Annotated in this window: 19 protein-coding genes; 7 read left to right on the top strand and 12 right to left on the bottom strand. The window is 62.0% G+C overall.

The features are described from left to right. The first annotated feature begins 6 nt into the window (after positions 1-6). Positions 7-1,263 (top strand): 2-iminoacetate synthase ThiH, encoded by a 1,257-nt coding sequence (thiH, locus tag OKC29_RS05400; protein WP_162275580.1) that lies wholly within the window; start codon positions 7-9, stop codon positions 1,261-1,263. 450 nt (positions 1,264-1,713) lie between these two features. On the opposite strand, the gene OKC29_RS05395 is transcribed toward thiH, so the two are convergent. Beyond that, on the bottom strand, positions 1,714-3,210 hold the full coding sequence (locus OKC29_RS05395) for a P-loop ATPase, Sll1717 family (RefSeq protein ID WP_123784997.1): 1,497 nt from the start codon (positions 3,208-3,210) through the stop codon (positions 1,714-1,716). A gap of 72 nt (positions 3,211-3,282) precedes the next feature. Beyond that, a complete protein-coding gene (locus tag OKC29_RS05390) occupies positions 3,283-3,843 on the bottom strand; it encodes a GNAT family N-acetyltransferase (RefSeq protein WP_162275581.1) in 561 nt (186 codons plus the stop codon). A gap of 336 nt (positions 3,844-4,179) precedes the next feature. Here OKC29_RS05390 and OKC29_RS05385 point away from each other — a divergent pair, with 336 nt between their 5' ends. After that, the gene (locus OKC29_RS05385) at positions 4,180-4,761 is read left to right on the top strand and encodes a penicillin-binding protein activator LpoB (protein WP_073348729.1); all 582 of its coding nucleotides are present in this window, start codon (positions 4,180-4,182) and stop codon (positions 4,759-4,761) included. A 33-nt stretch (positions 4,762-4,794) separates the two neighbouring features. Here the strand turns inward: OKC29_RS05385 and OKC29_RS05380 are convergent, their stop codons facing one another. The 3 genes from OKC29_RS05380 to OKC29_RS05370 form a co-directional block, all read right to left on the bottom strand. Further along, complete coding sequence (locus OKC29_RS05380) at positions 4,795-5,304, bottom strand: hypothetical protein (protein WP_073348730.1); 510 nt, start codon at positions 5,302-5,304, stop codon at positions 4,795-4,797. Then, positions 5,301-5,714: a GNAT family N-acetyltransferase gene (locus tag OKC29_RS05375; RefSeq protein ID WP_073348731.1), complete on the bottom strand. Its 414-nt coding sequence runs from the start codon at positions 5,712-5,714 to the stop codon at positions 5,301-5,303. The genes OKC29_RS05380 and OKC29_RS05375 overlap by 4 nt, the downstream gene beginning before the upstream one ends. A 112-nt stretch (positions 5,715-5,826) precedes the next feature. Continuing rightward, positions 5,827-6,144 carry a DUF6968 family protein gene (locus OKC29_RS05370; RefSeq protein ID WP_011704422.1) on the bottom strand — a complete coding sequence of 106 codons (318 nt, stop codon included), beginning with the start codon at positions 6,142-6,144 and terminating at the stop codon, positions 5,827-5,829. Between the two features lie 334 nt (positions 6,145-6,478). Between OKC29_RS05370 and OKC29_RS05365 the strand changes: the two genes are divergently transcribed. Together OKC29_RS05365 and OKC29_RS05360 are read left to right on the top strand one after the other, a co-directional pair. After that, positions 6,479-7,384 carry a GGDEF domain-containing protein gene (locus OKC29_RS05365; RefSeq protein WP_073348732.1) on the top strand — a complete coding sequence of 302 codons (906 nt, stop codon included), beginning with the start codon at positions 6,479-6,481 and terminating at the stop codon, positions 7,382-7,384. Between the two features lie 458 nt (positions 7,385-7,842). Beyond that, positions 7,843-9,117, top strand: coding sequence for an amino acid permease (locus OKC29_RS05360; protein ID WP_073348733.1), 1,275 nt, complete (start codon positions 7,843-7,845; stop codon positions 9,115-9,117). A 63-nt stretch (positions 9,118-9,180) separates the two neighbouring features. Here OKC29_RS05360 and OKC29_RS05355 read toward each other — a convergent pair whose 3' ends face one another. Then, positions 9,181-9,819: an exopolysaccharide biosynthesis protein gene (locus tag OKC29_RS05355; protein ID WP_016349228.1), complete on the bottom strand. Its 639-nt coding sequence runs from the start codon at positions 9,817-9,819 to the stop codon at positions 9,181-9,183. A 250-nt stretch (positions 9,820-10,069) separates the two neighbouring features. On the opposite strand from OKC29_RS05355, the gene OKC29_RS05350 reads away from it, so the two are divergent. Together OKC29_RS05350 and OKC29_RS05345 are read left to right on the top strand one after the other, a co-directional pair. After that, positions 10,070-10,690, top strand: a complete 621-nt coding sequence (locus tag OKC29_RS05350; RefSeq protein ID WP_049046916.1) for an outer membrane beta-barrel protein — start codon at positions 10,070-10,072, stop codon at positions 10,688-10,690. A gap of 5 nt (positions 10,691-10,695) precedes the next feature. Continuing rightward, complete coding sequence (locus OKC29_RS05345; protein ID WP_049046979.1) at positions 10,696-11,238, top strand: GNAT family N-acetyltransferase; 543 nt, start codon at positions 10,696-10,698, stop codon at positions 11,236-11,238. On the opposite strand, the gene OKC29_RS05340 is transcribed toward OKC29_RS05345, so the two are convergent. Next, entirely contained in the window at positions 11,219-11,524 is a 306-nt protein-coding gene (locus tag OKC29_RS05340) for a monooxygenase (RefSeq protein ID WP_073352310.1), read from the bottom strand. The genes OKC29_RS05345 and OKC29_RS05340 overlap by 20 nt on opposite strands. Positions 11,525-11,645: 121 nt before the next feature. Between OKC29_RS05340 and OKC29_RS05335 the strand changes: the two genes are divergently transcribed. Then, a complete protein-coding gene (locus tag OKC29_RS05335) occupies positions 11,646-12,011 on the top strand; it encodes a winged helix-turn-helix transcriptional regulator (protein WP_073348736.1) in 366 nt (121 codons plus the stop codon). On the opposite strand, the gene OKC29_RS05330 is transcribed toward OKC29_RS05335, so the two are convergent. The 5 genes from OKC29_RS05330 to OKC29_RS05310 form a co-directional block, all read right to left on the bottom strand. Then, complete coding sequence (locus tag OKC29_RS05330; protein ID WP_049046912.1) at positions 12,008-12,442, bottom strand: N-acetyltransferase; 435 nt, start codon at positions 12,440-12,442, stop codon at positions 12,008-12,010. The genes OKC29_RS05335 and OKC29_RS05330 overlap by 4 nt on opposite strands. Before the next feature lie 125 nt (positions 12,443-12,567). Further along, the gene (locus OKC29_RS05325) at positions 12,568-13,140 is read right to left on the bottom strand and encodes a hypothetical protein (RefSeq protein WP_029301822.1); all 573 of its coding nucleotides are present in this window, start codon (positions 13,138-13,140) and stop codon (positions 12,568-12,570) included. Between the two features lie 129 nt (positions 13,141-13,269). After that, on the bottom strand, positions 13,270-14,307 hold the full coding sequence (locus tag OKC29_RS05320) for an acyltransferase (protein WP_073348738.1): 1,038 nt from the start codon (positions 14,305-14,307) through the stop codon (positions 13,270-13,272). Between the two features lie 175 nt (positions 14,308-14,482). Then, a complete protein-coding gene (locus tag OKC29_RS05315) occupies positions 14,483-15,103 on the bottom strand; it encodes a PepSY-associated TM helix domain-containing protein (RefSeq protein WP_162275582.1) in 621 nt (206 codons plus the stop codon). A 65-nt stretch (positions 15,104-15,168) separates the two neighbouring features. Then, a complete protein-coding gene (locus OKC29_RS05310) occupies positions 15,169-17,211 on the bottom strand; it encodes a TonB-dependent receptor (protein ID WP_073348740.1) in 2,043 nt (680 codons plus the stop codon). Positions 17,212-17,393: the final 182 nt, after the last annotated feature.

Raw genomic sequence — 17,393 nt, 5'->3', positions numbered from 1 at the left:
CAGGTAATGGCTATCACTGGGGGAGATTCTTCCTCCCCTCTCCCTCTGGGAGAGGGGCTGGGGGTGAGGGCAGAGGCAGATTCGGTGCTTGAAGGGGGCGAGCCCTGCACTCCTCCCCCTCCCAAGGGGGAGGCCGGGAGGGGGTTGGATTTTGCCAATCGCTGGCAGGAGCTGGAGTGGGACGATATCGGCATGCAGATCCGCGCCAAGACCGCCGCCGATGTAGAGCGGGCGCTGGGTTCACCCCGCCGTACCCTGGCCGATTTTATGGCGCTGATCTCCCCAGCCGCCGAGGCGTATCTGCCGCAGATGGCGGCCGAGGCCGAGCGGCTGACCCGCCAGCGCTTTGGCAACACCATCGGCTTCTATGTGCCGCTCTATCTGTCGAACCTGTGCGCCAACGACTGCACTTACTGCGGCTTCTCCATGAGCAACCGCCTCAAGCGCAAGACCTTGAATGCAGAGGAGATTGAGCGCGAGTGTCTGGCCATCAAGGCGCGCGGCTTTGACAGCGTGCTGCTGGTGACCGGCGAGCACGAGCACAAGGTGGGGCTCGCCTATTTTCGCGAGGTGATGCCCATCATCCGCCGCCACTTCAGCACGGTAGGGATGGAGGTGCAGCCCCTCTCGCAGGATGAATATGCCGAACTGAAAAGCCTCGGCCTCGACGCCGTCATGGTCTATCAGGAGACCTACCACGCCCCCACCTACGCCCGCCACCATCTGCGCGGCAACAAGCGGGATATCTCATGGCGCCTCGCCACGCCGGATCGGCTGGGCCGCGCCGGTATCGACAAAATCGGCTTGGGGGCGCTGATCGGTCTCTCCTCGGACTGGCGCGCCGACAGCTACTTTGTCGCCGAGCACCTCGCCTGGCTTGAGCGCCACCACTGGCAGAGCCGCTACTCGCTCTCCTTCCCGCGCCTGCGCCCCTGCACCGGTGGGCTGGAGCCTGCCGTCATCATGTCGGATCGCCAGCTGGCCCAGCTTATCTGCGCCTGGCGCCTCTTCTCGCCCACGCTGGAGTTGTCCCTCTCGACCCGCGAGTCCTCCACCTTTCGCAACGGCGCGGTGCGCCTTGGCATCACCCAGATGTCGGCCGAGTCGCGCACCCAGCCGGGGGGCTATGCCGAGGGGGATGCGGAGGAGCTGGAGCAGTTCGCCATCCACGACGACCGCCCGGTGGGCGAAGTGGCCGCCGCCGTGCGACAGGCGGGGTTGCAGCCGGTGTTCAAGGACTGGGAGCCGTTTTTGGGGAGATAGGGGCGGCCCATGCCCCTTTACCGCTAGCATCCCGGCGTTCAGCCAGACTCCGTGCCTGTGGCAAGCAGGCACGGCTGCGCCGTGCAATCGTAGGGTCGATTAGCCGTCAGACGTAATCGTCCGCTTTGCAGTTTTAGGTGATGATGGATGGCTCGGCTACGCCGAGCAGGACGCGAGGCCGCTGGCCTCGAAGGGGTTTCGCCCGCCCTTCGGGCTTGGGCGAGTAACTTTTCTTTGCGTGGCCAAAGAAAAGTCACCAATCGAGCGGCCACCCCCGCTTATTCGCCCGACTTCGTCTCACCCGCTCGCTCGACATCCTGTCTCGCGGTCTGGACAAGCGGGCTCGCCTCAGCGAATAAGATGGGGTGATGAAGATTGTGCCCGCCATCACTTCAGAGTGTTTATAACACCTTAGTAATATTTATTTCATTAATGAGCTAGCGGCAGATACTATCGTCCATGAGACTTCAATCCATTGAAAAAGGCACTACGAACAGCCCATCGAACAGCGTCGTCAGTTCTTACGCTCTTCCAATGGTCAGGATGGCGCATAACATCACGTACTTCATAGCGGCCATCTTGTGGATAACGGACCTCTAAAAAACCAATTCGGTATAAAAATCGTGCGAGTGCAATATCTGGCTCCCCATGTGAAACTCCCTTTTGTAGCTTTACTTGTCCATTTCCTATCAAGCCTCTTAGATGTTTATAAAGGTTTGACGGAATCCACTCAAGAGGCTTGCCAGTGAAAGACTGCAAACAAATATCGAGACCAACACAGAGTCCGCCAAATTCTGTTTTCAAAAACTCAAGTTGATCTGTTGAATAGTTCAATTCAGCATCTTGTATCACAGATTCAGAAACGGGTAACTCATCTGCACCATCAAGTGAAAACTTCATGAAAGCTCGTAAGCTTCGAGGGGTATACATAGATCTGCGAACAATGTAGCTAAAGGAATCACTGGTGGAGCCATCCCTTAAGGTTACATTTTTTGTGAAGAACACTTGCCACATATCATCAAATGGAATTTTAATACTTTTTGGATAAATATTCAGCGCTATCCCTATGGCTAGTCGGAGTCGCTGCTCTGTCCATTTTTTTAAATCACTAACATCCCAATTGAGATGAACAACACCACTTACTTTGTCTGAGTAATGCCAGCCCGGGTTAATATTTAGCCATAAATCTTGCCGCATAAATAAATGAACTTCGGAGTTCTTATTGTGATGAGTGATTCTATCTGCGGCTTCTATGGCATCCCGAATTAACCTGATGTTGGTTGCCCCACCCTCCTCCTGTAAATTATCAAAGTCATCTACGTAGAGAACAAAACTGGTAGCCTGTGCCACTCGGGAAATTCTTTCTTCACTTTCTTTAATCTGGCTTTCATTCTCAGACGCAACCTGCTTTGCCCAAGGAACTAGAGTTTTCAGTACATCAACAATACGTTCACCGAAATCTCGTTCAGTTATTCCTTTAGTTTTCGCCCATGCGCGTACAGCAATGTCATCATCGCTAGTGAGAAGTTGACCACTCATATCACGGGCGAGTTTTCTACATATCATGTCTGCATATATTTGCATCCAATCTGAAACTGCACCATACCCACGTTCTGAGGCCTTTGCCAAACGTTCTGCATGCAGCGATGCTAGTTCATCCGCAGATGCTTCCACTATTAGCATGCTGGGGTCAGGTTTACGTTTCTCGATACTTGTCAACCGAACTGCTGATTTACCTGCACCTTTTCTGGCAACAGCTACTGTGACGGAAGTGGCTGTTGCAGACGAAAACCAATCTGGTTGTACAAGGAGATTATCGAACCAACTATCTTGAACTGTATCCCGCTCTGCATCAGGAAAGCCTACAAATGACGATTCGTTGCGCCAACGTTGCCGAATAGTCTGAATTTGTGAAGGGGTTAAGCTTCTTATAATTACAGATCCCATTTATCTCTCCATGAATATTAAGCTATTGGCTATATGTCGTAATCTATTGGTCAGTATACAGTCGATTGGTGTTCATATGAAGACAGCTTCCTCGGATGAGAGAGCAATAGAGTAGAGATGCGCATCCATAGGCTGACCATGAAGAAAGATGCGATTCCTTGCCCGGCACTCAAAGGTGGCCCCGGCAGCGATGGCGACGGCTTCGCTGGCGGTGTTGCCGATTCCCATCACGATCTCCAGCCGAAATAGCCCCAACCGTTTAAAGCCAAATTCACGCAGCAGGGCGACCGCCTGCCGGGCGATGCCGCAGCCTTGGCGGGACTGGCGCACCCAATAGCCGATATTGCCGTAGCGATGATGGGGCGACAGCTGGTTGATACCGGCGCCACCCAAGAGCTGGCCGGTGGTGGCGCAGAAGAGGCCCATGTCGTAGGCGCGCCCCGCCGCGCGATCCTGATCGCAGACAGCAAACCAGGCCAGCGCCTGCTCCCGGTTGAACGAGGGAGTGCACCAGCTCATCCAGCTGCCGACCGTTTCGATGGATTCGTGGGCCGCGCAGACAAACTCGTCGGCATCGCCCGGCTCGAAGGGGCGAATAACGAGTGTGGCGTTGGCAAGGGGCTGGAATGTCATTGGCTGTCCTGCGTTGTCAGAGAGTAACGGCGCCCTCCCGAGGGGCGGTTTGGTCGCTGGCCAAACCGGGGGTTGTCCTGAGAAAAGCAGCCGGCCACCTTGGGAGCTGGGGGCAACACGATCCTGTTGAACCTTGAGCAAACCTACCCTAACGGAATCGGGTGGAGCCTTGCCACCCTTTTGTGCCCTCCGCTTCGCCAGTCTCTGTCGCCCTGTGGTGGTGGGCACATCGACCCCGCCGGGGTTTGTCTCTAGCATAAGGAAGATGCGGGGCAGGGGCTCCGCCATGCGGGCGATGGTTGATGCCCGTTTACGGACTTTTGGCGGAGAGAAAAGATGAAGCTGCGTTCCTTGTTGATGGTGGGTGCCCTGCTGCTGGGCGGTTGTGCGGTCAATCCCTACGGTGGCACTCAGGCTCCTGTCAGTGAACCGGACCAGCCAATGAGCCAGCCGGACAAGTCGGTGACCAAGCCGGATGCCGGGGCGCCGCTGCCCAAACCGGTGGCGCCGACCGGGCTGGCGCTGGCCATGGCCGATGCCTTTGTGCAGGCCCCCGAGGTGCGGGAGCTGGCGCAAAGCGGTCAGTCGGTGCTGCTGCTCACCCCGCCCCAGAACGGCACCGGCGAGCCGGTGGATACCCGCGCCATGGCAGCGGCCATGAGCAAGCGGATCCAGAGCAAGAGCGATTTTCGCTTTGTCGGCCCAGGTCAGGTGGCGGCCATCACCGGCCAGCTGGAGTATCAGCAGGGCAGGATGAACCCGGCCTCCCTGGTGCGGCTCGGTCGCCAGACCGGCGCCGGCTACATGCTCTACGGGGATCTGGTGGCCGAGGGCAGCCGCTATCGGCTGTCGATGACCCTGATGGAGCTGCGCAGCGGCGAGCTGCTCTGGAGCGGCAGTCGCTCCGCCAGCCACTGAGGATGCCGAAGGGCTGACAGGTTTGTCAGCCCTTCACGCTTTGGGCGGGGCCAGCAGGTTGAGATAATCGAGCAGCGAGAAAGGGTGTGCAAAGCCCGTCAGCTTGGCCAGCCTGTCCAGCTCTGTCTGTCCTACTTGCTGTAACTGTGCCTGCTGAGCTGGCGTGAGCGTCGTAGACCTTGCCTTGATCAGGGCATCGAGCAAGGCGCGGTCTCCGGCGACTGCCTGATGGAACGCCTTGATCGCCAGTGCCTCTACCTCTGCGGCGGTGCAGCGTTCCATGCTCTTCTCATGCAGGTAGACAAGCACAGTCACCTGCTGCTCTCTTTCCTGCGACCAGAAGCGATCCTCTTTGGGAGGCAACGCGGGTTTGTGGCGGGCCTTGCTTGCCTCACAACGCGCAAACGCTGGATCCAGATCGTGCAATGACAGGGCCATGGCGCTCTGGCTTGTGGTCAGCAACAGACACAGTGCACCCAAGGCCGGGCTGAGGAGCGTGGGTTTGGCTTTGCCCTTGGTGGTGAGTGGCGACAGCGGCCTCATACCTGCTTTTTCAGAAAATAGGTGGTATGCCCCGGCGGCATGTCCGGCAGCTCGCCAAAGACCTGGTAACCCTGCTTCTGGTAGAAGGGCAGCGCCTGGAAGCTGGTGGTTTCCAGATGAAAGTTGCTGATGCCCTTGCTGCGGGCGTACTGCTCCATGGTGGCGAGCAGGCGGCCGCCCCAGCCATCCTGGCGGATGCGCTCGTCAATCCAGAGCCAGTCCACGTGCAGCCAACCCCACTTGAGGTCGGCAGTGATGCCGCCGTGCACCTTGCCCGAGTCATCCTTGATAAAACTGGCGATGTGCTCGCGCAGGTGGGTGCCGGCCTTGCTGATGTTGTAACCCGACAGGCCGATGCGCAGTGCGTCGACATCCTGCTCGGCAGGGGGTTGGGGTGGGGTCAGGTGCATGGTCTCTCCAGAGCCGGGTAAAGGGCCTCTATCCATAACCGTTCAGACTCGATGCGGTCAAGTGGTTGCCCGACCTCAATGGCGATCAGCCGGCCGGGCGGGCAACCCGGCATCACAACTGCGGGAAGTAGCAGGCAGCCATGTCGACCGGGTGATCGGGGCAGCCGGGCAGGTAGAAGTGCCAGCCCGCATCGGTGAAGGCGCGCAACTCGCTCTCCACGAACTTGAGGGCGAGGCTGAGGGCCTGCAGGGCATCGACGCCATAGATAAAGGTCTTGTTGCCAAGGCCGTCCAGCTTCACCTTGCAGCGCCAGTCACCGCCGGCGGACTTGGGGTCCGGCTCTGGGGCGCGGATGGCAATCTTCACGGTCAGCTGTTCTCCCTCGATGCTGATGGCATCGAAGCGGGCTTTCACTATGGCTCTCTTCATCTGGACGATCCTTTTCCGGGGGCCGGCGCCTGTCTGGCCGGTGGCTGATGGTCGGTGAGTCGGCCGTCAGTGGCAGACTCAGGAAGGTCAGCCTAATGGATGCGGGCGTCGCAGACAACGGGCGCAGCGGCTGTCTGTGAGGCAGGGTGCATATCCGAGCGCCGCTGCTCTTTTGAGCTACGATGGGCGGGGCAAGCGCTATTTTCCCGCATTGCTTGATGCGCATCCATGAATGGCGGGATCCCTCGCTGGCTCGGCGCCATTCCCGGCACGATAATTGGGGCAGGCGCCAGCCCGGTGTGCGCCTCTCGTCCTCCGGATCCAAGGAAACCGCATGGCTCTTTCGGTCAAGCAACTATATGAAGTGATGGCCCAGCTGCCCGACCCCGTCTTCATCCTGAGCGAGGATGGCTACTACATCGAATACATCGGCGGTGTGGAGCAGCAATCCTATCAGGATGGCAACCCGCTGACGGGCAAGCGACTGGCCGATGTGCTGCCGGCCGCCATGACCCGCTGGGTGATGGAGCAGGTGACCCTGGCGCTGGATTCGGGCCAGGTGCAGGTGGTGGAGTACGAGCTGGCGGCAGTGGAGGTGGAGGGGATCGACGCCTCGGTCGGGCCGCAGGGGATGCAGCACTTCGAGGGCAAGATTGCGCCGCTGCCCTCCCGCTACGACGGCAAACGGGCGGTGGCCTGGGTGACCCGCAACATCACCCGCCAGTACGAGCTGCAGCAGCGGCTCAAGCTGCAGAGCGAAACCGACCAGCTGACCGGTCTCTATAACCGCCGCTATTTCTTCGAGCACTGCCGGCAGCGGCGGGCGGGGGAAGCGCCCTGCGCGCTGGTGATGCTGGATATCGACCACTTCAAGCAGATCAACGATCGCTTCGGCCACCAGCAGGGTGACCGGGCGCTGCAGCGTTTCTGCGCTTGTGTGGCCGCCCAGCTGCGGGCGGACGATCTGTTTGTGCGCAGCGGCGGCGAAGAGTTCCTGATCCTGCTGCCCGGCATGAGCGAGCCGGATCTGCTGGCGCTGGCGGAACGGATCCGGGCGGCCGTGGCGGCGCTGCCGGCAGAGCCGGCGGCCTTTACCGTCAGCCTGGGCACCACCCTGGTGCGGCCGGGGGAGGAGATCAATCAGGCGCTGGCCCGCGCTGACGAGTGGCTCTATCGGGCCAAGCGGGCCGGCCGCAACCGGGTCGCTCACTGCCCGGTGGCAACCGGCGATCAGAGGTGAAACCGGGGCCGGCGACCCTCTTATATATGGCGGCCAGCCCGGCACCGATATATCAGACGCAGCAGGCACTGTTCGCTGCATAATTAACTGATATTTATAGGCTGATGCTGTTAATATTAACGGGCCACTCTCTGGCCTTATTCAAGTTGTTGAACAACTCACCGAGGTTTTGTCGTTATGTTACCAGACGGAGCTGAATTGATTATCTTGAGGCCGAAATGACACATCTTATTTCCTTTTGAAACAATCCGATTCAAACAGTCATGAATTATTAACCTTGACCTTTATGGCGATTTCAACGATGGTAGCGTGGCATCCCCGTTTCCTCTTGGTGATCATGTTGATCGCAGGCGGGCTTGTTTTTTCTACGATCCGGTCGATATGCCGCTGCATATCACCAGCCTAATTACACGGGCCAATAAAATAAAAGATGACAGATTAATAAGGTGTATATCGCAATGAGTGTTGCTATTGCTGAAAAGAGTAATCCCGCATCAAAGTTGAAATGGGAGAAAAGTGATTCGGTATGGACCATGGGCTTATATGCCACTGCGGTCGGTGCCGGGACACTGTTTCTCCCAATTACCGTTGGCAGTAATTCGCCGGTTATTTTGCTATTTATATTATTGATGGCATTTCCGCTTTCTTATTATTCCCATCGGGCATTGAGTCGTTTTGTATTATCCAGTTCCCACCGGGAAGGGGATATTACCCACGTGGTGGAGGAGCACTTCGGTGCGCGGGCGGGCAAGCTGCTGATGCTGGTCTACCTGATGGCCTTCTACCCCATCATTCTGGTCTACAGCATCTCCATCACCAACGCGATCCAGAGCTTTGTGGTGCACCAGCTCGGCAATGCCGAGATCCCGCGCGGCCTGCTGGTACTGGGGGTGATGCTGGGGCTGCACCTGGTGCTGCTGGCAGGCAAGCAGATGGTGGTGTCGGCCATCAGCGTGCTGGCCCTGCCGATGGTTGCCTTCCTCATCGGCCTCTCCATCTATCTGCTGCCCCAGTGGAGCCTCTCCTACTTCAGCGAGAGTCAGGGGGTGGACTGGCGTGACCCGGCGTTCTGGAAATCCCTCTGGCTGATCGTGCCGGTGATGGTGTTCTCCTTCAGCCACGCGCCCATCATCTCCTCCTTCAGTGCGGCGCAGAAGAAGCGTTGTCAGGCGAGCGCCGACCAGCGCGCCAAGCGCATCATCAAGTGCAGCAGCCTGCTGATTTGCGGCAGCGTGCTGTTCTTCGTGGTGAGCTGCGTGATGAGCCTGAGTCAGGCCGAGATGGCGCAGGCCCGCATCGACAATATTTCGGTGCTGTCGGCGCTGGCGAACAAGTTCTCCAATCCACTGATCGCCTATGTGGGGCCGCTCATCGCCATTCTGGCCATGTCCAAATCCTTCCTCGGCACCTCCATGGGGGTGAGCGAGGGGACGGTGAGCATGGTGAACGGTGCCTGTCAGGGGCTGGGGCTGTCGCTGCGTGAAACGACCATAGCGCGGGTCTCGTCGGTCATTCTGTTCGTGGTGACCGGGGTGATTACCTACCTCAACCCGAACGTGCTGGAGATCATCGAGAAGGTGAGCGGGCCGCTCATCGCGGTGATCCTGTTCCTGCTGCCGGCCTGCTCCATCTATCGTCTGCCCGCCCTCAAGCGTTATCGCGGGGCGAGTACCCTCTTCGTGCTGGTGATCGGGCTGCTGGCCATCTCGGCCCTTATCTACGATCTGCTGTGACGGCGGATCCCGCACAAGTCAAAAAGGGCGACCCATGGGTCGCCCTTTTTCTTGGTGTTGCCGTTAGCCGAGCAGGGTGGAGACGCTCTGGCCGGCCATCAGCAGGCCGATGGCCAGGGCGCTGAACCAGACCAGGGTGGCGCTCACCAGCAGGTAGCCGCTGGCGACGAACAGGCCGTCGCGCTGCAGCATGCCGATGGCCAGCAGCAGGATGGCCCAGGCCGGCATGGCGTTGGTGAAGGGGATGGCCCCGAGCGGCAGCATCAGCAGCAGGGCCGCCAGCATGATCAGCAGGCCGTTGCAGCGGTTGATGGTGCTGCTGCCGGTCAACAGCAGCAGGCGCGGGCGGATGAAGCGATCGATGCGGGCCAGCAGATCCGCCCCCTTGTGCAGGGTCGGCTTGAGCTGCTCGGCGGCGAAGCGGCGCTCCATCAGGATGGCGGGCAGCCAGGGCACCCGGTTGAGGGTGATGCCGATGCCGATGAACAGGATCAACAGGCCAAACGGGGTGCTGACGCCGGGGATGGAGACCGGCAGCAGGAAGGGCACGGTGAGCAGCACGCAAAACAGCAGCATGCCCTGTTCGCCGACCAGGGCCAGCATCTGGCGCAGGCTGATATGGCTCTCCTCGATGGCGTGGGCGGTGGCCCGCAGGGTATCGGAGAGCTTGTTCTGGGGGTCGTTGAGTTGCGCGGCAACCATTCCCTGATGTCCTTCTGGTGAGTTGAATCGGCTCACCATGAGCCGATTGCGCGCCAGCATACGTGGCACAGGTTAATCCGGGATGAATAACCGCAGGCGCGGATGTGCCGTTTGCCGGCAGGGCGCCAGTAGTGGCGACGGAGTGTGATCGCCCCGCTGAAAATCGCTTGATACAGGCCGGGTTTAGGATGGGGGCCAGTGGGCTCTGATATGCTTGACGGGCACTGATGCAGCGCACGGAGGAGCCGTGATGAAACGAGCAGGGATCATGATGATGGGGCTGTTGTTGCCGCTGGGGCAGGCCTGGAGCGCCGAGGGGGAGGCCGCCCTCGGCTGGCAGGTGACGCCGTTCTTCGGCTACAGCTCGGCCATCGACTTCGAGGCCAATGACGAGCCCAAACCGACGCCCGTTTCCACCCGGCTGGAATCCTTGCAGGGAGAGCGCTCCGGCAGCTGGGGCCTGTTCATCAGCAAGGAGGTGGATGACCCCGGCATGATAGAACTGCTCTACAGCCACCAGTCCACCCACCTCTCCCCCGATCAGCCGGATCGCTTGACGGTGGACACCCTCCACTTCGCCGGGGCGCTCACCCTGTCGGACAATCTGATGGCTCCCTACATCGGCGCCGGGATCGGCGCGACCCGCTTTGCCGCCTACGACAGCGAGGTGGCCCCCTCCATGTCGCTGGCGCTCGGGGTACAGCCGCGCCTGACCGAGCATCTGGCACTGCGGGCCGAGGTGCGCGGCTATGGCTCGCTGGTCAACGACAACAGCCAGTTTCTCTGCAACCCGGACCAGTGCGTGTTCAAGGTGCGCGGCGAGCTGGTGACCCAGTGGCAGGCCAATATCGGCCTGACCTTGCGGTTTTGAGCCTGGTGCACCGCAGCGCCGTGTTCCCCCTGCCTCATGCACTGCCCTCGCTGTCGACCCCGCGGCTGCTGCTGCGGGCATTGGATGCCGGAGACAGTGCCGATCTGTTCGCCATTTACGGGGATCCTCTGGTCATGCGTTTCGTCGGCGAGCCGCCGTTTCCCTCCCTCGCCACCGTGGCGCAGATGCTGGCGAGCGTCGCGCGGTTGCTGGCCGCCGGCGAGTCGCTGGAGTGGGGGCTGGTGGCGCGCAACAGCGAGCGCCTGATCGGCACCTGCGGCCTGCACAGCTTTGCGGGGGAGGCTGGTTTGCGTCAGGCAGAGGTGGGCTGCATGCTGGCTCGCAGCCACTGGGGAGCGGGATGGATGGCAGAGGCGCTGACGGCCCTGATCGCCTATGCCCGCCAGCTCGGCATCGCCACCCTAGTGGCGGATATCGAACCGGACAATCTGCCCAGCCAGCGGCTGTTTCGGCGGCTGGGCTTTGTCTGGCAGCAGGCTAGCTGCTACCGTTTGTCGCTTGAGGGGATCACTCCAGACCACGGGTGAGGCGGCTGAGCGGCTCGTTGACGTCGAACAGCTTGAACTGCACCGCGCTGGCGCCCATGGCGAGCACCCGCTGCTGGTGCATGGTGGCGTAGGCGAGGGCGCTCGCCTCATCCTCGAACAGATAGATGCCGCCCGCCTCGCCGGTGCGCGGGTTTTCGGTCCAGATCTTGGAGATGAAGCCCGGCTCCTGGGTGATGGACTCGGCCAGCGGCATGGCCGCAGCGGTGAGGGCCGGCCCCATCAGCTCGGTGGGGAAGTTGAAATGGATCTGCAGCAGGCTGGGCATGGTGAACCTCTCGTGGGTGTTGAATGACGGAGCCCGCATCATAGGAAGCCGGCATCTTGGCTGCAAGAAGGCACATTTTCGTGGCATAGTTACCGCAAAGTAACCACTCGCGAGCCATCCCTTGTCCTCACTGCCCTGTCCCGCCTACCGGGTGCTGCGCCTGCTGGCCGGCAAATGGAAACCGGCCATCCTGTTTCATCTGCGCGCGCAGACCCTGCGCTTTGGCGACCTGCGCCGCAGCCTGCCCGAGGTGAGCCAGAAGGTGCTCACCGCCCAGCTCAAGGAGCTGGAGAGCGACGGCGTCGTCATCCGCACCCTCTACCCCGACGTGCCGCCCCGGGTGGAGTACAGCCTGAGCGCGCTCGGCGTCGCCCTGCTCCCCCTGCTTCAGCAGATGCACGACTTCGCGCTGAGCCACGGCGACCTGCTGGCGCAGAGCGAAGCGGGGGCGGCCCGCGACGAACCCCATCTCGGCGAGCCCAGTTAATCCCGCGCCGGCCAGACCATCAGCCACTCGGCGCAGCCGGTGTGGGGATCCACGCCCTCGGCCGCCACCTGAAACCCTTGCGCGCGATAGAAGTCGCATGCGGCCCGGTTCTGCTGATAGACCTGCAGCCGCAGGGTCGGCAACTGCCGTTTGGCGTGCTCGAGCAGGGCCTTGCCCAGCCCTTGCCCCTGCCGCGCGGGGGCCACGAAGAGGGCGGCCAGGGAGCCCTCGTGCAGGGAGTAGAAGCCCAGTACCTGCTCACCCAGGCAGAGCAGCTGGCTGTCGGCGGCGGGCAGATAGATCTCCCGCATCGGCGCCAGGTTGGCGTGCCAGTAGGCGGGCTCGATGAAGTGGTGGGCCTGCAGGGAGGCCTCCAGCCAGATGGCGAGGACGGCCTCGGTGTCGGCCGGGGTGAAGGGGCGGATCTGCATGGGTGTCTCGTCTGGAATCATCACAAGGGAGGCATGGTAACAGCACAGGCCCGGTCGTCACCCGGCGAGTGGCCAAACTGCTACCCCCATAACAAAACAGGCGACCCGCAGGTCGCCTGTTGCCGTTAGCCGGCGTAGGGGAGGGAGGAGTGGTGCAGGACGATGCGTACCTTGCCGTCGTCCCCCTTCTTGAAGCCCCAGGTCTTGTCGACCGTGGTCTGCTTGTTGTCTCGGTCGGTCAGGTGCACCTTGCCCATGGTGAGGGCCATGTCGCCGTTGATGTAGACGGCGGCGTTGTCGTAGTTGTAGCTCTGCCAGTTCTTGAGGGCGAAGCCGGTGTCGGCGGGATAGGCCTGATTGTTGCCGACGAAGTAGGCCAGTGCCCCTTCCTGATTGATGCGGAAGGTCTGTTCGCCGCCGGCCAGGGTCGGCTTGAACAGCACGGGGCCATGGTGGTAGCCGTAGGCGCCGTCGAGCACGGCGGTGGCGGTGGCTCTGGCCTTGTCGATACCACCGCTGCGGTAGTCGTCGCTGATCTGGATCAGGGCCTTGCCCCAGGCATCCTGCGCGGCCTTGATCTCGGCTTCGGTGATGTTGTTGTTGGCGATTTGAGCGGCGCTGAGGGAGCCGCTGGCGGCGAGCAGAACGAGGACAAGGCCGGATTGCTTGGTGAACAGCATCTTGGTGAGCAACTTCATACGGTCGTGACTCCTGGGTGTCGCGTTTAAGGAGTCCCGGAGTTTATCTATCCGCGATGAATAAAAATTGAACCCCCCATTCAGCCTTGAGTGGGGAGGGATCGGCCTCCCTCCCATCCTCTGTGCCCCTCAGCGGGCCCGCAGCAGCCAGCGACTGGCTGCACCCAGCGTCAGCAGCCGGTAGCCGAGCAGGGAGAGCGCCAGCAGCGCCGGTACCTTCAGCAGCTCCCACCACACCTGTTTGCCCTGCGGGCCGAAGATCATCAGCCACACCACCAGCATCATGTGCAGACAGTAGAGGCCCAGCACCTTGGGGGCCTGGCGTTCCAGCCAGCTGCCCTTGCCCCAGCCCGGATTGGCCAGCAGCAGGCCGAACAGCCCCAGCGCCCAAGGGATCGAACCCAGCAGGAAGTCGTGGCGGTTGAGGGGCACGGCGGCAAAGTGCAGCAGCCCTGCGGCCTCGAGGGCGTAGAGCCCCATCCCCGCCATCATCAGCAGGGCGCAGTGCCTGGCATCCGGCTGCCAGGCGCGCAGGCGCAGCTCGGCGCCAAGGGCCACGAACAGCAGCGAGAAGAAGGGGCCGTTGCGGGTCAGCAGAGCCCACTCACCCCCCAGCAGCGGCGGGCCATAGGAGCCGCCGAGCAGGGCCAGCCCGTAGAGCAGGACGCCCAGCAGCAGGGCCAGCCGGGGCAGGCGAGCCTGCTGGCAGAGCGCCAGGATCAGCACCGCCAGCATCAGGGCGGGCAGGAACCAGAGGTGGATCATGCCGCCTACCCACCAGGCGTTGAGCGGATCCCCCAGCTGCATCTGCCACTGGCTCGCCATGGCCGGCAGGTAGCCCTCGCTCACCGCCGCGAGCGGGTTGAAGGGTATCAGCACGTAGAGCAGGCTCCACGCCAGCCAGAGTCCCAGCAGCGGGCGGCAGTAGCGCAGCGCCACGGTCAGGGGGTGGCCTGCGGCGAGGGCGGGTTGCAGAAAGTAGCCGGCGCAGAGGAAGAACAGCGGCACCGCGAAGCGGCAGAGCTGGTTGATGACGCCCCCGAGCCAGAAGTAGAGGGTGCCGTCCCACAGGGTGGGATCGAAGGGGTTGCTGAAGGGGGAGAGGTGAATGGCCATCACCGCCATGATGGCCATCACCCGTCCGCATTCGATGCTGGAGATGCGCATGCTGCCTCTTGCCGCTTGGGTTGAGGGGCACCCTAGCAGCCGCAGGCGATCCTCATCCAGCCGCCAGGCCGGCAACTGTGACCCCCATCGGCGGCCGGTTACCCTTTGTTACCCGAGGTGCGGGCAAGGTTACCGCCGCCGAGAGACAGATCCCGTTTTGCCGTCGGTAAACGCGCTAGAGCAGGGCCACCAGCACGGTGACCAGGGCGCCCAGCAGCAGCAGGGCGATGCCGCGCGCGGCCGGTCCGTGCAGCTTGTTCCACATCAGCAGGCTGGTGAGGGCCAGCAGCAGCATGGCCAGCGCCGCCAGATCCCCCACCAGCTGCCACGGCAGGCCGATGCCCATGCCACGGTGCAGCCGGTTGAGGCTGGCGGCGAAGTTGGCCTGCTGCAGTTCGGTGCGCACCAGCAATGTGCCCGCCACATAGCTGGCGGCCACGCTCTGACTGAGGGTGACGCCGCGCATCTCCCAGCGGGCCGGCAGGGTGAGCGGGCCGTCGGGGGTGGGCAGGGTCTGGGGCGGGGTGAGCTGGACGCGCCCCTCCTCGAACCCTGCTGGATAGCGTTGTTGCAGCAGGCTTTTCAGCTCATCCGGGCTGCTCAGCGGCGCGCTCAGCACTATCTCTTCGCTGGATTTCTCGGTGTGGGGGCCGGGCAGCGGCAGCACGGCCCTGTGTTGCAGCCAGAGGCCGGTGAGGCCGTAGAGCAGCATCAGGGTGAGGGTGGCAAAGCCGGCCCAGGCGTGGATGCGGCGCACCCACTTGTTGTTGTGCAGGGGGAGTTTTCTGCGTTTCATCGCTCGGTGCTTCATAAAAATCTGGCCAGCGGAAGCTGGCCAGAGGGATCGGGAAAAGGCGGGGATCAGAAGCGGTAGGCGGCGCTCAGATGCAGCTGACGGGGTGTGCCCGGCATGATCTGGGAGGCGCTGGTGGCGCTGACAAAGTAGTCGTGATCGGTCAGGTTCTCCACGCTCAGCTGGGTTTCCCACTGCTGCCAGCGGTAGCCGGCACGGGCGTCGAAGCGGGCGTAACCGGGCAGGGTGGTGGTGTTGGCGTTGTCGGCGAAGCGATCGCCCACCGCGGTCACCCCGGTCTCGCCGAACCAGCCCTGCTTGCCGCTCTGATAGCCGGCGAACAGCTCGCCGTTCTGGCGGGAGACGTTCATCGGCCGCTTGCCTTGCAGATCGGCGTCCGCCTTGACTTGCTCGGCATCCTGGATGGCGATGCCGCCGCGCAGGTAGAGCTCGTCGGTCAGCTGGGCGCGGGCGCTCAGCTCGATCCCCTCGGTGCGCTGCAGACCGGTGAGGATCACCTTGGTGGGATCCAGCGGATCCTTGCTGCGCTTGTTGTACATCTCCAGCCGGTAAATGGAGAGGGTGGTCGCCAGGCGGCCATCCAGCCAGTCGCTCTTCACGCCGCCCTCGTACAGCCGGGTGTGCTGGGGATCCAGGTTGTTGTTCTTGTCACCCGGGGTGATGCCGATCAGCTCCCCGCCCACCGGGGTGAAGGTCTTGCTGTAGGAGGCGTAGAAGGCGTGCTCCTCGATCGGGTTCCACACCAGGCCCAGGCGCGGGCTCAGGCTGGTGACCGAGATGGTCTCCTCCTTGTTGAGGTCGTTGCGGCGGCTGGTGACGGTGAAGTCGTCGCGGCGCAGACCCGCCAGCAGGTGCCAGTCGCCCAGGCTGAGCTGATCCTGCACATAGAGGCCGTAGCCGCGCACCTTGTGGTTGGCGTCGCTGGAGAGCTTCATGGCGCCGTCGTAGGTGGGCAGGGTGCCCGGATCATAGAGGTTGCCGGCCGGGATCGCGGTGGCGTTCTGGTAGAGCTTGGGGGTGCGCTCCTGCCAGTTCTGCTCGAAGCCCACCAGCAGACGGTGCTCGACGGGGCCGGTCTGCAGCTGGCCTTCGGCCTCGGTGTTGCTGATCAGGCTGTTGGCCTTGAGATCCTGCTGCCAGCGGGAGCGGGTCACCTGATCCCCCTTCACGCTGGTGACATAGGTGTTGTCGAACTGGCTGTCGAGGCTGGTATAGCCCAGCTGCTGGCGCAGTTGCCACTGATCGTTGATGTCCCAGGTGAGGCGCGAGCGGGTGGACTGGGCCACATCGTCGATGAAGTCGCGGCGGGTATCGCTGTAGACATACTCCTTCGGCACGTCGGCCGGCCGGCCGTTGACGCCGGGGATGCCGCGATCCGGGGTGCGGTCGTGCTCGTTGCGCTCGTACTGCACCAGCCAGTTCAGCTTGTCACTGATCTCCCAGTTGACGGAGGGGGCCAGCAGGGTACGCTTGCTGGTCACGCCGTTGCGAAAGCTGTCTTTGTCTTCCTGAGCCAGGTTGAGGCGCACCTGCACCTGTTCACCCGCTTCGCCGTTGAGGTCGGCGGCCAGCCGGCGGCTGTCGAAGCTGCCGACCTGGGCGCTGACGCTGGACTCCAGCCCCTTCTGCGGTTTCTTGCTGACCCGGTTGACGATGCCGCCGGTGCTGCCACGGCCATAGAGCACCGCCGCCGGCCCCTTGAGCACTTCGACCCGCTCGGTGTTGCCAAGGTCGCGGGTGTACTGCATGTCGTCGCGAAAACCGTCCAGATAGAAGTCGTTGCTGGCGCTGAAGCCGCGGATGTTGACCCCGTCGAAGCGGGTGTCACCGCTGGCGTTGACGCCGGGGATGCCGGTCAGCGCCTCGCTCAGGGTGGGCTGGCCGAAGGCGGTCAGCTCGCTCGCCTTGACGCTGTCGATGGCTTGCGGCACCAGCTTGGCCGGGGTGTTGGTACGGGTCGCGGTGGCGACCTCTTCATGTTGGCTGCGTTTGCCGACCACTGTCATGGTCTCGTCTTCGGCGTGTGCGCCGGCGCTCAGGGCCAGCAGGGCGACACTCAGCAGAGTGCGCGGGTGGTGAGGTGTGTGCATGTTGCGTGTTGACTCTTGAAGAAGCGACCTGATGGTCTGAACTTATTGATTTGTTTGTAATTATTTTGTTTTCTCCCATTCGGGAGGATGCTAATGATATTGATTTTCATTAGCTGTGCAATAGAAACATGTTTTGGCGATGGGACTGGGTATCGGATGGCTCGCCAGCGACGACAGGGCGC

It is taken from the genome of Aeromonas sp. QDB34, assembly GCF_027705405.1.
GTDB lineage: Bacteria > Pseudomonadota > Gammaproteobacteria > Enterobacterales > Aeromonadaceae > Aeromonas > Aeromonas hydrophila.
This window is presented reverse-complemented; position numbering and strand designations above follow the sequence as displayed.